Source organism: Thermogemmatispora argillosa, assembly GCF_059696725.1.
Genome location: NZ_AP019377.1, coordinates 2,322,940 through 2,336,652 on the forward strand (window position 1 = coordinate 2,322,940; position 13,713 = coordinate 2,336,652).

12 protein-coding genes are annotated in these 13,713 nt (G+C 60.2%); 3 read left to right on the plus strand and 9 right to left on the minus strand.

Annotated features, from left to right (window positions below; all coding sequences use genetic code 11):
- Positions 1 to 82: 82 nt before the first annotated feature.
- Both sigZ and arsN2 read right to left on the minus strand, forming a co-directional pair.
- Positions 83 to 694 carry an RNA polymerase sigma factor SigZ gene (gene sigZ, locus AC6H1L_RS09070; protein WP_497601171.1) on the minus strand — a complete coding sequence of 204 codons (612 nt, stop codon included), beginning with the start codon at positions 692 to 694 and terminating at the stop codon, positions 83 to 85.
- A 182-nt stretch (positions 695 to 876) separates the two neighbouring features.
- Entirely contained in the window at positions 877 to 1,317 is a 441-nt protein-coding gene (gene arsN2 / locus AC6H1L_RS09075) for an arsenic resistance N-acetyltransferase ArsN2 (protein WP_497601172.1), read from the minus strand.
- A 497-nt stretch (positions 1,318 to 1,814) separates the two neighbouring features.
- On the opposite strand from arsN2, the gene ftsH reads away from it, so the two are divergent.
- The gene (ftsH, locus tag AC6H1L_RS09080) at positions 1,815 to 3,962 is read left to right on the plus strand and encodes an ATP-dependent zinc metalloprotease FtsH (protein WP_497601173.1); all 2,148 of its coding nucleotides are present in this window, start codon (positions 1,815 to 1,817) and stop codon (positions 3,960 to 3,962) included.
- A gap of 278 nt (positions 3,963 to 4,240) precedes the next feature.
- Here ftsH and AC6H1L_RS09085 read toward each other — a convergent pair whose 3' ends face one another.
- Complete coding sequence (locus tag AC6H1L_RS09085; protein WP_497601174.1) at positions 4,241 to 4,726, minus strand: PaaI family thioesterase; 486 nt, start codon at positions 4,724 to 4,726, stop codon at positions 4,241 to 4,243.
- 259 nt (positions 4,727 to 4,985) lie between these two features.
- A complete protein-coding gene (locus tag AC6H1L_RS09090; protein WP_497601175.1) occupies positions 4,986 to 5,852 on the minus strand; it encodes a phosphatase PAP2 family protein in 867 nt (288 codons plus the stop codon).
- A 147-nt stretch (positions 5,853 to 5,999) separates the two neighbouring features.
- Between AC6H1L_RS09090 and AC6H1L_RS09095 the strand changes: the two genes are divergently transcribed.
- On the plus strand, positions 6,000 to 6,887 hold the full coding sequence (locus tag AC6H1L_RS09095; RefSeq protein WP_497601176.1) for a GNAT family N-acetyltransferase: 888 nt from the start codon (positions 6,000 to 6,002) through the stop codon (positions 6,885 to 6,887).
- Positions 6,888 to 7,232: 345 nt separating this feature from the next.
- Here the strand turns inward: AC6H1L_RS09095 and AC6H1L_RS09100 are convergent, their stop codons facing one another.
- On the minus strand, positions 7,233 to 8,495 hold the full coding sequence (locus tag AC6H1L_RS09100; protein ID WP_497601177.1) for a 3-oxoacyl-ACP synthase III family protein: 1,263 nt from the start codon (positions 8,493 to 8,495) through the stop codon (positions 7,233 to 7,235).
- 239 nt (positions 8,496 to 8,734) lie between these two features.
- Between AC6H1L_RS09100 and AC6H1L_RS09105 the strand changes: the two genes are divergently transcribed.
- Positions 8,735 to 9,445 carry an MBL fold metallo-hydrolase gene (locus tag AC6H1L_RS09105; RefSeq protein ID WP_497601178.1) on the plus strand — a complete coding sequence of 237 codons (711 nt, stop codon included), beginning with the start codon at positions 8,735 to 8,737 and terminating at the stop codon, positions 9,443 to 9,445.
- 83 nt (positions 9,446 to 9,528) lie between these two features.
- On the opposite strand, the gene AC6H1L_RS09110 is transcribed toward AC6H1L_RS09105, so the two are convergent.
- The 4 genes from AC6H1L_RS09110 to AC6H1L_RS09125 all read right to left on the minus strand — a co-directional run bounded on the left by AC6H1L_RS09110 (position 9,529) and on the right by AC6H1L_RS09125 (position 13,633).
- Positions 9,529 to 10,854 (minus strand): FHA domain-containing protein, encoded by a 1,326-nt coding sequence (locus tag AC6H1L_RS09110; protein WP_497601179.1) that lies wholly within the window; start codon positions 10,852 to 10,854, stop codon positions 9,529 to 9,531.
- Positions 10,855 to 10,970: 116 nt separating this feature from the next.
- Complete coding sequence (locus AC6H1L_RS09115) at positions 10,971 to 12,062, minus strand: hypothetical protein (protein WP_497601180.1); 1,092 nt, start codon at positions 12,060 to 12,062, stop codon at positions 10,971 to 10,973.
- A 162-nt stretch (positions 12,063 to 12,224) separates the two neighbouring features.
- A complete protein-coding gene (locus tag AC6H1L_RS09120; protein ID WP_497601181.1) occupies positions 12,225 to 12,785 on the minus strand; it encodes an HdeD family acid-resistance protein in 561 nt (186 codons plus the stop codon).
- Between the two features lie 275 nt (positions 12,786 to 13,060).
- A complete protein-coding gene (locus tag AC6H1L_RS09125) occupies positions 13,061 to 13,633 on the minus strand; it encodes an RNA 2'-phosphotransferase (RefSeq protein ID WP_497601182.1) in 573 nt (190 codons plus the stop codon).
- Positions 13,634 to 13,713 lie beyond the last annotated feature (80 nt).

The window sequence follows — 13,713 nt, forward strand, 5'->3', positions numbered from 1 at the left end:
CGAAAAGGACGCAGCCGGTGCACTGGTCAAGTGAGGCGGGTCCCCCAGCGGTTGGCAGTCGGCGGTGAAGCAGGGGACCATATCAGTCACAGACACAGGCGGGGGGACAGCGCTTACTTTCCTCGGGTCCCAGACAGCACGGGGCCAGGGGCTGATAGCCGATCACTCGGCCCAGACGGTCAAATTCAAATTGACAGCAGGCCAGCAGGCTTTGATGGAGACGTGTACGTGCCCGCTGGACGCGCGATTTGGCCCCAGAGAAGGAGAGGCCCAGGCGCTGGGCCAGCTCGCGCTGTGATAGGCCCTCGTATTCGGTGAGCATCAGGGCGTCGCGATAGGGCGCGGGTAAACAGTGGATCAGCTCCTGTAAGGATCGCTTGATGGCCTCTCGCGCCGCCTCGCTTTCTTGCTCGTCCTCAGCGCCTGGTATGGCCGTGCTCACAGCCGCTTGGCGCTCCAGCGAGAGCAGACTGCGACGCCGACGGTAGTAATCGCAAACCAGGCGCTGAGCAATACGATAGGCCCAGCGCTCCAGCTTCGCTGGAGAACGCAATGCCTGGCGGTGCTGGTGAATACGCAGAAAGATCTCTTGTAAGAGGTCGTCTACGCTTTCTTCATCAGGCAGCCGGCGCTGCAGAAAGCGACGCAATGGCTCATGGAGGGCCACCCAGGCCTGTTCAGTAAGGCAGGACATGGCAGAGATCTCCTTGTGCATAGACCTTTTTTTTACAAGACGTCAGTCCGCTCCCCAGGACGCAGCCTGTCGTCCGACTCAGCCGGGTTCCCTTGATCTGACTGGCTCTTTTACATCGCTCTCTGCAGCTTTGTCGGAGAGGCTTAGAGGACAAGGCAGAGCAAACGGGAAGAGTCCGGCGGTCAGCCGAAGTTCAGCCGCATGACGGTGGCTGTCTGCGGACAGGCGCCGTTCCACTCCTCTGAGGCATGGAGAGCCTCCGGCACGTCCTCACGAGCAATCTGCCGAAAGCCTAAGCGCTCAAAGAATGGCTCAGCTCCCTCGGTCAAGAGGTAGATCTCTTTGAGGCCCAGCGCCTGCGCTTGCTGTAATACTGCCCGAACAAGCTGGCTTCCAATGCCTCGCCGATGCCAGGCGGCAGCGACCGCTACCGAGCGCAACAAGGCCCGCTCTCCATAGCGCTCCAGGCCGGCGCAAGCAATCGGCGTTTCATCCTTCCAGGCCAGCCAGGCGCGCCACAGGTCACACTCTAGGCCGGCTAGCGGTAGCCGGTTCTCTTCCAGGAGGTGGCGCATAGCTGCCTGCTGATCGTGCTCAACCGGCGCGATACGCAACGCTGTCATAGCAATGAGCAAGCCTCCCTTGCTGACTGTAGGCTTCGTGATTCCACTCGCATCTCCCGCTTCCCGACCAGGGTCGGCCTGTGTGCCTGTTTGCCAGTCTTCTCTGAGCGTGAGTATCAGCCTTTCGACCCCCTCCCGGATCAGACGGTTTGCAGGTCGCCAGGCCAGTCCCTGGCCAGGGATGGAGAGCAAAGCGCTGAGAAAGGCCCCTCCACTTTGCACCTCTGACAAGTCTCGTTCGTAATACTTGCTGATGAAAGCAGAGGCCCACTTGCCGGTAGGCAGCCAGGCCGACAACTTGTCTGCTGTCTGGCACACGGAGGGACTTTTGCACTCGCTGGTCCTGCCCTTTCTTGTCGGTGTGCAATTTAGCCTTATGTGGGATATAATAGGGTAGCTATAGGGAGCATCTGAAAGCGTCACGCCAGTGCCAGGGAGCGGTGTGCCTGCCGCTCTCAGCCAAAGACGGCGCAACCAGAAAGCAGGAACGTCTTGCAATGGGAAAAGAGCCATTATCTGGTCTGTACCAAGCACAACAACAAAGCAATCATCAAAATAATAATACGCCGCCACCTCCGCTGCTACCAGTGCCACCGCGCCAGTCGCAGCGACAGCAGTCATCACCCAACCAGTCGCGCGGTCCCTCGGGGCAGCCGCCGCGATCCTCGAACCTGAATTTCTGGCTGCTGCTCGTAGTGTTGCTGGTACTGGGCTTGTACTTATATAGTTATATTAGTAACTCGAATAGTAGTTCCTCTCCTCAACGGAAGGAGTTGACATATACCGAGTTCTACCAGGAAATCAACGCGGATAACATTAAGACGGCCACCTTTATCGGCCAGACGGACATCGTCGGCGACTTCCGCGAGCCGGTACAGGGTTACTCGCAGTACCATGTGTACCAACTGCCGCAGCCGCAGACCGATCCGCAGCTGATCCCGCTGCTCCTGTCCAAAGGGGTTACCGTCATCAGCCAGGCGCCGCCAGACAACAGCTTTTGGATCAATCTGCTGGTCGCAGTTTTACCTTGGGCTTTCCTGTTAGGGCTATTCTTCTTCATTACCCGACGGGCAACCCAGGGGCAACAGGGCATTTTTAACTTTGGCCGGAGCCGCGCACGGCTGATCCTTGAAGATCGGCCCAGCACGACCTTCGCCGATGTCGCCGGCGTTGATGAGGCCAAGTACGAGCTGCAGGAGGTCGTCGAGTTCCTGAAGACGCCTCAAAAGTTCCAGCGCCTGGGCGGCAAGATCCCGCGTGGGATTCTTCTGGTTGGGCCACCAGGTACCGGCAAAACCCTGCTGGCGCGCGCCGTTGCCGGCGAGGCCGGGGTCCCCTTCTTCTCGATGTCCGGCTCCGAGTTCGTCGAGGTGCTTGTTGGCGTCGGGGCCAGCCGCGTGCGCGATCTCTTCGATCAGGCCAAAAAGGCCGCGCCCAGCATCATCTTTATCGACGAGATCGACGCCGTCGGGCGCCAGCGTGGAGCCAGCATCAATACCAATGAGGAGCGTGAGCAGACGCTCAATCAGTTGCTGGTCGAAATGGATGGCTTCGAGTCGCACCAGGCGGTAGTCGTGCTGGCGGCGACCAACCGGCCCGACGGTCTGGATCAAGCTTTGCTGCGCCCGGGCCGCTTCGATCGCCGTGTGACGGTGGACCGTCCCGACTGGAGTGGGCGTCTGGCGATCTTGCGCATCCACACGCGCAATTTGCCGCTGGCCCCGGATGTGGACCTGGAGGCGATCGCGCGGGCCACGCCGGGCATGGTCGGCGCCGATCTGGCCAACCTGGCTAATGAGGCTGCCCTGCTGGCGGCTCGCCGCAACCTGGATCAGATCGATCGCCGCTGCTTCGAGGACGCCCTTGATAAGATCCTGCTGGGCGCCGAACGTCCGCTGGTGCTGAGCGAAGAGGACCTGCGTGTGACGGCTTATCACGAGGGCGGTCATGCGCTGGTGGGACTGCTTACACCGCACTCCGACCCGGTCACTAAGGTGACGATTGTGCCGCGCGGTCAAGCGCTGGGTGTGACTATGTCAACGCCACTCGATGATCGCTATAACTATCCAAAGGAATATCTGCTAGCTCAGATCACCTATGCGCTTGGCGGCCAGGCCGCGGAGCGGGTCGTCTTCGGCACGATTACTACTGGCGCGCAGAGCGATCTGATGAAGGCGACTTCACTCGCTCGCCAGATGGTCACACGTTGGGGCATGAGTGAACGCCTCGGGACCATTTCCTACAGTGAGCGGCCTAGTCCCTTCTCGGGCGTCTCTGAGATGGAGGTCGGCCAGCCCTACGACTACAGCGAAGAGACGGCGGAGCTGATCGATGAGGAGGTTGAGCGGATCGTCCGCTCTTGCTATCAGCAGGCCATCGATCTTCTGACAAAGCATCGCCGCACGCTCGATCGCATCGCTGAGGAGCTGCGCCGCCATGAGACGCTTGATAGTGAGCAGCTACGCGCTATTCTCGCCGAGACCGGCGCGACACCGGCCCCCGATCAGCCGGCACCTCTGGGCACGCCCCAGGTGATCGCGCCACCGGAGCCGACCTCAGCGCCGGCTCCTCCAGAGGTTGGCGCCAGTCGCAACGAGTCAGAGCCGCCCGCCACTGCGCCCGGAAACGGCGCTCTCCCTTCGTGAGAGAGCGCTTGTTACCTTTTGCCTCCCTTGCATCTGAGGTTATGAGCTGCGCCAAGCAGCCTCTATAGTCGATGCTTGTCCGCGGACTTCGGCCGGCGAGTACTCGCGAATAGAGACGGGCAGCACAGCGGGCCAGGCTCTTCTTTTTCCGGCTGGTCATTATTCAAGCCCGCTGGCTGCCCCGATAACGTCGTCAGAGTGGACGCTCTTCCCCTGTGTGAGTCGGCTTGACTGACTATCCATCGGACCATGCTCTTTGCCTCATCTGGAGCTGGTATTCATTCTTCCAGCTCCCCAGTGAAGAACTGGCGCAGTCCTGGATAGTCGCGCATCAGCGTATCGACGAAGGTTTCCGGCAGAGGCAAAAAGATGCCCTGCGCCTCGGCCAGTGGCGTGCTTTCATCGCTGGCCAGCGTTAGCACTCCCTGAGCCTGTAACATGCTGCGTCGCTCTTTGACCAGCCAGGCTCGCACTCGCAGCAGTGGCCCATAGGGTACATAGCGCCGGTAACGTACTTCCAGCTTGCCTGTCATTGTCCACTGAGGCTGTTGAGCCAAAAGCGAGGCTCGCCCCAAAGTCTCATCTAGCACGGCAGCTACTATACCTCCGTGAATGACGCCAGGAAAGCCCTGGTGCTCTTCACGGGGCTGAAAATCGGTGACGATGCTCTGCCCTTCGCGACGAAATACTAGCTGTAGCCCGTAGGGATTGCGCTTGCCACAGACAAAACAGCGCTGATAATCAGTATCGTCGTTGAGCTTCATAGCACGAGTAGAGGGCGTCCTTCCGTGGAGAATTCCGCCGGTAGAGCCTGAAACGAGTGCGGCTCAGCTCCCCCAGCGCCCAGGAAGAGAAGCTCAAGAGATGCACGCCAGGAGATCGCCTTGTTCCCTCTCAATGCTCTTCGACCGGCTTGGGCTGAGTGTATCACAGCCCGACAAGCGGGGGCAAGCAGGCTATCAGTCGTGACGGCTGACAGTAAGCTCAGTCGCAGCCTGGATCAGGGCCAGCCATACTTATCCTTCAGGATAGCCTTCGGCTGCGCGAGGAAGTAGGAAGGGCAGCGCGCTTGACGTCTGATCCTGAGTGGGAGACTGGGGGGCGCCTTCGACTCGCTAGCAGGCCACGGGCGCGCAGGCGAAGATAGAGGAGCAGCCAGAGGCTAAGCCAGAGGCCGCCAAGGAGGTAGCCTCCGAGGACATCGCTGGCCCAATGGTCGCCGAGATAGATGCGCGATGGGCCCACCATGACAATGAAAAAACCAGCGACGAGCAAGAGAAGGATACGCCACCAGCTCCGGCCCTCGAAGAGAATAAGAGCGTAGGAAAAGAGCAAGCCCCAGTAGGCCACGTAGGCCATAACGTGACCGCTCGGGAAGCTGGCTCCGTGAGCCGCCTGTAATACTTCAACCAGTGTAGGCAAAGGACGCGGACGCGCTACCACGACCTTCACGGTCCGATTGAGCAATTCGCTGCTCAGGCAGTTGCCAAGCAGCACGAGAGCCTCCAGACGCAGGCGAACCAGCCAGAGGAGCAGGGCCGTAATCAGTACCAGCCCAGCCGCCAGCAATGGCGCACTGCCAATGAAGCTGATGGCTAGCATCAGAGCGCGCAGCCAGGGGCTTTGCTCTTCCTGGAACTCGTGCGTGATCACAACATCAATGGCCAGCACAGGATGCCCGTGGACCCACCAGGCCAGCAGGGCAAACACGCTGAGGAGCAGCGCATAGAGGGCCAGCAAGACCTTACCGCGGTAGACTGTCCGATACCAGGGAAGGCGTCTTGTTTGAATCTCTTGCTGCATTTCCTCTAAAGGCTGCCCCTGATCGCCGTTCCTGATAGCCGGCTTTTCTTCCTCTGGTTGCCTGCTGCAAGGAGAGCGGTCCGCCATCCTTATCTAGCTGCTCCTCCTTCTGGCTGAGATTGCCGGAAACACGGACAAGCGCATTCTTGTTGTATTATATCTGATGGGAGCTGACAACGCTGACATGGAGAGCTTTGCTCTGGCAGGAAGAGAGGGAAGGAGAGCAGCAGCACGATGGCGACATTCGAGGTGCGTCCGGCGCGTCCCGAGGACCGTGAGACGGTGCTTGCTTTTTGCGCTCACACCTGGGAGTGGGGGGATTATATCGCCGAGGCCTGGGACGGCTGGTTAGCAGATCAGCAGGGGCGGCTCTGGGTGGCTACCAGCGACGGGCGAGCCGTTGGTTTGCTTCATCTGCGTATGCTCAATGAGCATGAGGCCTGGCTAGAGGGGCTGCGCGTTGATCCGGCTTATCGCCGTCAGGGCGCTGCTGCCGCCTTGCATCAGGTAGCAATGACAGAGGCGATGCGCCTGGGGGCGAGAACTGTGCGTCTGCTCACCGAGGCCGGTAACAGCGCCGCCATTGCTGTAGCCAGAAAAAGCCGCATGCACGAGGTGGGGAGCTTTATCCCGTATCAGGCCCCACCGCTGCCAGAATTGCCGCGGCGCCTGACCTCCCTTCCCAGGCCGGAGCCGGCGCGTACGGAGGATCTGGAGGAGATCATCGATTATCTGAATGTCTCTAATATCTTCCCCTTGACTGGCGGCCTCTACTACTCGGGTTTCATCGCCTATAGCATCAGCGATCGCCTGCTGAAGGCCAAGATAGAGGCAGGTGAGATCTATCTCTTGCGACGCTGGGAACGCCTCGATGGGTTGATGTTGCTTGAGCAGCGTGAGGGGCGCCACGGTAAGTATCTGTTCATCGGCTATATCGACGGCACAAACGCCGACACCATCGGCCAACTAGCCTATGTTCTGCGCCACCTGGCAGCCCAGCGCAATCTAGAAGCAGTGCGCGCTCACGTTCCTGACTTACTGATGGTCCGCGATACCTTCGCAGGCGCCGAATATCAGGCCGCCGACAATCCTTACATCACTTTCGAACGCATCTTGAGCTGACCGCGCTAGCTCAGCCGCTCAGCCCAGGGTCCGGCGTTAGCCCACAAGCCACTTGCTCGCCCACAGCTCAGAGTAGACCGCTGGCCTTCTCCCAGCTACCACCATTCCATCAACCAGTCGGCGAAATAAGGCCGCGAGCGGCCTGCGCTTCAGCAGAGGGAACGCAGATCCGGCACATCATCAGAGCCGCCGGCAAGACACATCAGGCCCCTTCGCGCCAAGGCAAGAAAGAGGGACGGCAGAGCAATCGGCCAGCGCTGGGCCAGAGATAGACGACTGCCAGCCGCTGCCCGCTCCGTCGTCCCATCTTTTCATCTCCGATATTCTTCCTTAAGATTTAGCCAGCTAATGCTGCAGCGGCTTCATGACTGCGCGAGGATTCTTCAGAGAGCGATAGCGCAGCAACCAGCAGCCATAGTGCATACCGCCACCTACTGCCGGCAAGGCCAGCCACTGACCATCTTTTATCTGGTCATGATAGATCAGCTCAGCCATCGCTGTCGCAATGCTCGCGTTCGAAAGGTTCCCGTAATAACGGAAATTATCCACCAGCTTCTCCATGGTCGAAGCTGGCCAGCCGTAGTCATGGATCAGGAGTTCGCCAAGGCGGCGTGTGATACGCGAGTTTGCCTGATGGGGGATAATATAGGCGACCTCGTCATGGCTGAGGCCGGCGTGGCGCACGCAGGCATCAACCGCCTCCGCCATTGCGCGCGGCGCTTCCCGGAAGACCTCCTTACCGTTCATCTTAGTGTAGCCCACCAGATTCTGGGAGAGCAGTTGCGTCAGCTCCTTGCCTTTTCCCTCGCGATAGAGCTGAAGAATCTTCATATCGACCTCAGCCATCTCGATAGAGTCCTTGCGTAGCGGCGTCTGATAGAACAGAGCCGGTGCCTGACTGGCATCATAACCACTGATGGCGTAGGTCTCATCTCCTTCCTCGCCACGCTCCAGCAGGAAAGCTGCGGCTCCTTCACCGAAAAGCGAACTGGTCTTCCAGTCCAGAATGTGCATAATATTAGGCAGCAGGCCTTCGGCTGTCACGAGCAAGGCCAGGCGCGCCGTGCTACAGGAGAGCGCCTCAGCACAGACCTGAAAGGCTTCTGTCTGAGAAGCGCAGGCGCCTCGTAACATCGTAGCGCGGATGGGCTTGAGGCCAAGGCGATGCTGTACCTGGCCGGCGATCGTGGGAAAAGCATCATTATCAGAAGAGGAGGCCCCAATGATCATATCGATCTCGGAGGCCGAGCGTCCGGCGCTTTCGAGCGCGCGCTGTGCCGCCACCACGGCCATATCGACCAAAGTCTCATCGCGAGGGGCCTCAGGACTATCGATGAGACCGGGCGCCTCCTCGCCGGCCATCCTGCGGCAGAGTTCCAGCGTGCTCGCGCGTACATGGCGCGTAATGAGACCCGTCACCCGCTCTAGATCCTCGGCCTTACGCGGATCGCCCAGGCGTGTCGAAATATAGGCAAAAAAATCATTGGTGATGATTCCAGCAGGTGCATAGGTTCCCAGGCCGATCAGGCGTATTCTAGCACGGGTGTAGATCTCAGGCACAATGTAGGTATAGTGTGGCCATGATCCATCGGTAGGGAAGGATGTCATTGCTTGATGAACTCCTCAATGAGGTTCCATGATCAGGCATAAGACCGATTATTCCAAGTATACCATATTGTGGTCGCTCCCGTCGTCGGTGCCAGCCTCTCGCGACAGCCGTTTTAGACGACGCTGGGGCAGCGAGCACGATTCCCTCCCGCACACTCACTCACTCACTCGCTGCCTCCGCTTGACCTGAGTGATAGGATAGAACCGGCAGCTATCGCGCTAACAGAGGAGAGAGACAGATGACAGCTATTTCGCCCGGGCAGGAGGCCCCAACCCGGACCGCCCAGAAGCTTCGCCAGGTGCACACGATCACCGACCGCTTCGGCATGGTCAACACTTATCTGATCGACGATGGCGGCCTGGTGGTTGTCGACCCTCGCTCCTCTTTAAACGGGCAGTTGATCCTACACTACCTTGAGCGCTTTCTGAAGCGCTCGCCTGGTGATATCGATCTCATTGTGCTGACCAGCCTGGAGACCAACCAAAGCGGGGGCATCGAGACGCTGCGCCAGCGCTGTGCGGCGCCAGTCGCCGCGTTCTCCAAGACGCGAGGGCGCGCCTCCGCTGCGGGTGACAAAGGTCGCGCCGGGGAACGGTTCCCTTTTGACGTCTTGTTCTCCCTCGCCAGTTCTCACTTGCGCCAGGTGAACATCTGGCTGCAAGATGTAGGTGGTCTGCCGCGCCATGAAGACTGGCGTGTGATCGCCACCAGCGGCGCAACGCATGGTCATTTTTGTCTCTATAACCCCTTCTCTTGGGAACTAATCGGCGGCGCCGCCATTAGCACTACCGAGGGAGGAACACCCCTCCTTCATGCTAGCGGCGACCCGCGCGCACAACAGGAAACCCTGCGCGTGCTGCGCGATCTCCAGGTCTATTATCTCTACCCTGGCCAGGGTAAGCCCTTGCTCGCCCACAATGCCGCTGCGCAGATCCGCCTAGACTGGTAGGGAGGGCTGCCAGCCGGGCTGACAAGGACTCGTCGCTAAGAAGCCCTCCGAGCGGGACCCGCTCTTGAGGTCGACAGCAAGGCTCAATGTCTCTGGGGCCAGAATGGCTGCGCCTGCGGCTGTAGCGGCGCTTGGGCCGCAGAAAAGAGCGAGCCATCTGCTGCCGATGGAGAGGCTGCCGGAGGCGCACCTGGCCTCTGCGAGGCGACCAATGGCCTATATTGAAGGAGAACAGCCCCTAGCTGCAGCAGATCGCCACTTTCCAGCCGCCGTGGCTCGCGTAGTGGCTCTCCATTGACCAGCGTCGCACCGTCTGTCAAGTCTTGCACGTAGAGGCTATCAGTGCGCGCCAGCAAGAGAGCATGGCGTGGCGCCAGCGAAGGATCGGGAATAGAGACCTCGCAGGCTGGATCACAGCCGATCATTAAAGCCGGCCCGTTACAGACGAAGCTACGGCCTACCAGCGCGCCGTTGCAGATCAGGAGCAGATGAGTTACCGCCGGCACCGCCGGCAGGGCCTCCGAGGGAGCAGTGATCGTCGCTGGCCCTTGCGGCAGCGGTGTTACGCCAGCCATGCCCTCCGGCTCCGCCCTGGGCCTGACCTCCGATGGCAGCTCCCAGGCGGAACTGAGAGGAGGGGGGGTCACCGGCGGAGCCGTCTCGCTCTTGCGTAGGCGCACGGGGCGCAGCGGGTGCGGATGACGCAGCAAAGGATCATCTTCGACAGGTGCCGCTGCGCGCGTCGGCGTCGCCAGTTCAAAGAGGAAACGCAGCGAGCCGATCTCTAGCATATCCCCTGAGTGCAAAGGGGCCGAGCCGGAGACGCGCTGTCCGTTGACAAAAACACCATTCAGGCTGTTGCAGTCAGTCACATAGACCTGGCCATTGTCCCAGATCAGTTCAGCATGATAGCGGGAGGCCAGATCATCATCCAGCCAGATATCGTTTTCCTCACCGCGCCCCAGGCGCACAAAGGCGCGTGTCAGAGCCAGGCGCTGGCCCTGCAGACGGCCATTCCGATGCTCCAGCCACCCCCAAGGTGTATCGGCGTTGAAGACGAAAGGAGCCGTTACCCCCGGCGGATGGGGGAGATGGGCAAGAGAGCGGGAAGCTCCTTGAGGAGTACTCGAAGCAGGTGTCAAAGCGCGCGTTCCGCCAGGCGCGGCGGAAGCCGGTGAGGCGAACAGCCCATACCCCAGGCCCGCGCTCAGTGGTAGGCACCAGCCACAGAGGGCCACATAGGCCAGCATGGCAGCCACTTCGGGCTGAGGAAGCACAGGCTGTAAAGGGATAAAGCGCAGATAGAGCCAGATAAGAGCAGGGGCGATCAAGAGAGCAGAAAGTCCCTCGACCAGCAGGGCACCGGCGAGCTGGCGTTTTGATCCGCGGCGGCTGAGCGCTGTATACATGACCTCTCCGGCCATTGTCAGCAAGCAACAGAGGAGGCCACCGTAGCAGCCGAAGCTAAACCAGTCAGGGAAAGCAATGCTACTCGTAGCACTCCCTCCTCACACGTGAGTCATCGCTAGAGCATCGGCTCAACGCCAGCGCGACGAGCGTCGGAGATCAGAATTCTGTCAATGACAGCACCCTGTTTCTCCTCCTTCGCATAGAGCGCATCGCTGGCAATATTCACGGCATCGCCTGTCAGAGTCGCGCTCAACTCAGTGGCATCCCAATACCCAAAGCCCTGACCATCGGGGGAGAGCGCCACCCCAAGCAATGTTCGATCGGGCAGCACCACAATGACCGCATGGAGGCCGATACTTTCCACGGCTGAAGCCAGCAACAGGGTCACCTCGATATCAGAGCCACTTCCCTGCTGAAGCACCTCAGAAGGGAGGCGGATCGCCTGGACAGCCGAGGTCGAACTCTCTGGGCCCGCATAGGGGACGCCTTGCCGCTGGCAGCGCAAGCCATAGTCGAGGCGGAGAGCATCGAAGAGAGCATCAACCTGGTCAAGCACCTGGCGCAGAATCGTGCCCGTATAGCCAGTCATTGCCAGAGGAGCCGGCGGCGGCTGCTGAGGGAGATAGGCCACGGCGCGCGCCACCAGCGTCTCAACGGCGGGAGCGTTCGGTGTGACCCAGGCCGCAATGCGCAGCCGATTGGCGGCTGACCAGGCCATCGCATGGCGCGAATAGAGGCGCAGCGGGATACTATTGCTATAATAGGGCGCGCCGTGTGAGTCGACAACCGTCACCCGTAGCTGAGTCTGGCGATCACTGGTCAGAGTGCGCAGCACCCCGTCCAGCACTGGAGGGACAAAACCCGCGCTCTGCGTCTTGTCGATGGCGGTCACCGTCCGCGTCTCCGTCTGCGAAAAGCCTGCTATTGCAACGCTGATCCGCAGCGCTTGCGGACCAGCCGCACTGCTAAAGAGCACCTCCACAACGGAGCTTCCTGTATGCAGGTAAGAGGGATAAAAGGCGGCAAATAGCTCTTGGGGGGCATGCACACAAATGCGCACCGGGAGCCGACCACCACAGTGCTGGCGATCCGCCAGGCTCGCCTGTTGATAGCGAGCATAGCTCTGCAGGCCACCCCAGACATAGCCCAGCCCCAGACCTGCCAGCCCACTGATTGCCAGCAACAGCACCATGATTTTTTTAGCCATTGCCTCTTTTCTTGCCCCTTGCCTGCTTTGCATCAGGAGAATGTGGTGTGGGATAGGGGCATTATATCAGAGTGTGTCAGGGCCGACAAAGGACATAGGACTTGTGGGGGAAGGGGCTGGTGTTGGCTAGCGGCGCCTGGCAATTGCCGGGCCCGCCCTCCCTCACCAGGAGGAGAGGGCGGCGCGGAACTGCCAGGCGCGGATGAGTAGGAGGACGCCAAAGACAATAGCGTAGAGGCCGATCAGCCAGACCAGGGCCAGTAAGCCTGCCGCAGGACTCAGAGCCAGGATAATCCCCAGCAGAATTGAGACGATTCCGCCCAGCATGAGCGTCCACTCCAGCCCCAGGGTGCGCCGGAAGCTGAGAGCCGCTCCGATTTCAATCACGCCGGTGAGGATGGCCCAAGCGGCTATGACCGCTAGCAGCACCAGGGCGGTAATCCCCGGCCAGAAGAAGGCCACCAGGCCAGCCAGGATACCGGCCAGTCCCTCAATCAGGAGAATCCACCAGTGACCAACAACGTGGCGCTCTTGGAGGGCCACCGCCACGGCCACAATACCATCAACGAGGGCATAGGCCCCAAAGAGGTAAATCAGTATCAGGAGAGTGAGATGAGGCCAGATCAGGGCTGCCACGCCGAAGAGGATAGCCGCCACTCCGCGCACAGCCAGAATCCACCAGGCATGTCGTGAGATCTGATAATCGGTCATCATGTCAAGCATACTCCTTTCTCCTCACCAGATCACAGCGCTGCTCTGCATTCTATCCACCAGGCAACTGGTGCCGATCCTTCCGCTCCATCCCACTAAGAATAACAACGGCAGAGGTGATAATGCATCCGTTCACTGTGATACACGCAGCAGGCGCGCGGTGGGAGACAGCCGAGAGGCTCGGCCAGGGCTACTCTCTTGGTGCGGGAGTGGGCGAGCGAGCGGGTGAATCCAAAGCTGATCTTTGCTCGCCTGGGTAGCGCCGGGCCGGCTACTGAGCAGCCTGCTCAGAGAGAGGGGAAGCAGAGGAAGGCTGGTGGAATAGCATCGGCCAGCCAGACTTGTTCATTGCCGCGATAGAAGTGAATGCCATGCTCGCTGGCTTCACGGGCACGTACTACGAGTACGACAGGCTGACGCGTGCGACGTCCACCCACTTGCCTGGCCGTGGCGATGTCGGTGGAAAGATGCACATACTGGCGACGCATCGGCCTGAGTCCCTCGCGTCTGATGGCAGGGAGCGCCGCCGGCGAGGTTCCGTGATAGAGGATTGGGGGCGGGACGGCCTCTTCTTTTGCCAGGCGGCGCGGCAGCGAGTGGCCGTAGAGGGCCCGTATCTTGCCATCGCGTAGCTCGTAGCGCTGCTTATCGGCCCTGGCCATCATGATCTCCAGATCTTCTTGCTGCACCTTACGCCAGTCTGGATGATGCCGGCGTAAGGCTCGCAGCAGGTCTGTAACGGGGACCCAGCCCTCTTCATCCAGCTCAAGCCCGTAAAGGGCCGGCTGATGGCGCAGCGCGTGTGCGACTGTTCGGCTCAGTTTGACATAATCAATAGGCCGCTCTTCTGTCTGCTTCATATGTCAATCAGTTCCCTTCGTTCCTGCCGCAGCTCGTCTCTATGGCAACCAGTCTGATCACGGCTCACATTGCAGGGCAG

Bases quoted from the DNA above. Each gene is read 5' to 3' on its own strand.
- sigZ (WP_497601171.1), bottom strand. From the start codon at position 694: ATGTCCTGCCTTACTGAACAGGCCTGGGTGGCCCTCCATGAGCCATTG.
- arsN2 (WP_497601172.1), bottom strand. From the start codon at position 1,317: ATGACAGCGTTGCGTATCGCGCCGGTTGAGCACGATCAGCAGGCAGCT.
- ftsH (WP_497601173.1), top strand. From the start codon at position 1,815: ATGGGAAAAGAGCCATTATCTGGTCTGTACCAAGCACAACAACAAAGC.
- AC6H1L_RS09085 (WP_497601174.1), bottom strand. From the start codon at position 4,726: ATGAAGCTCAACGACGATACTGATTATCAGCGCTGTTTTGTCTGTGGC.
- AC6H1L_RS09090 (WP_497601175.1), bottom strand. From the start codon at position 5,852: ATGGCGGACCGCTCTCCTTGCAGCAGGCAACCAGAGGAAGAAAAGCCG.
- AC6H1L_RS09095 (WP_497601176.1), top strand. From the start codon at position 6,000: ATGGCGACATTCGAGGTGCGTCCGGCGCGTCCCGAGGACCGTGAGACG.
- AC6H1L_RS09100 (WP_497601177.1), bottom strand. From the start codon at position 8,495: ATGACATCCTTCCCTACCGATGGATCATGGCCACACTATACCTACATT.
- AC6H1L_RS09105 (WP_497601178.1), top strand. From the start codon at position 8,735: ATGACAGCTATTTCGCCCGGGCAGGAGGCCCCAACCCGGACCGCCCAG.
- AC6H1L_RS09110 (WP_497601179.1), bottom strand. From the start codon at position 10,854: ATGTATACAGCGCTCAGCCGCCGCGGATCAAAACGCCAGCTCGCCGGT.
- AC6H1L_RS09115 (WP_497601180.1), bottom strand. From the start codon at position 12,062: ATGGCTAAAAAAATCATGGTGCTGTTGCTGGCAATCAGTGGGCTGGCA.
- AC6H1L_RS09120 (WP_497601181.1), bottom strand. From the start codon at position 12,785: ATGCTTGACATGATGACCGATTATCAGATCTCACGACATGCCTGGTGG.
- AC6H1L_RS09125 (WP_497601182.1), bottom strand. From the start codon at position 13,633: ATGAAGCAGACAGAAGAGCGGCCTATTGATTATGTCAAACTGAGCCGA.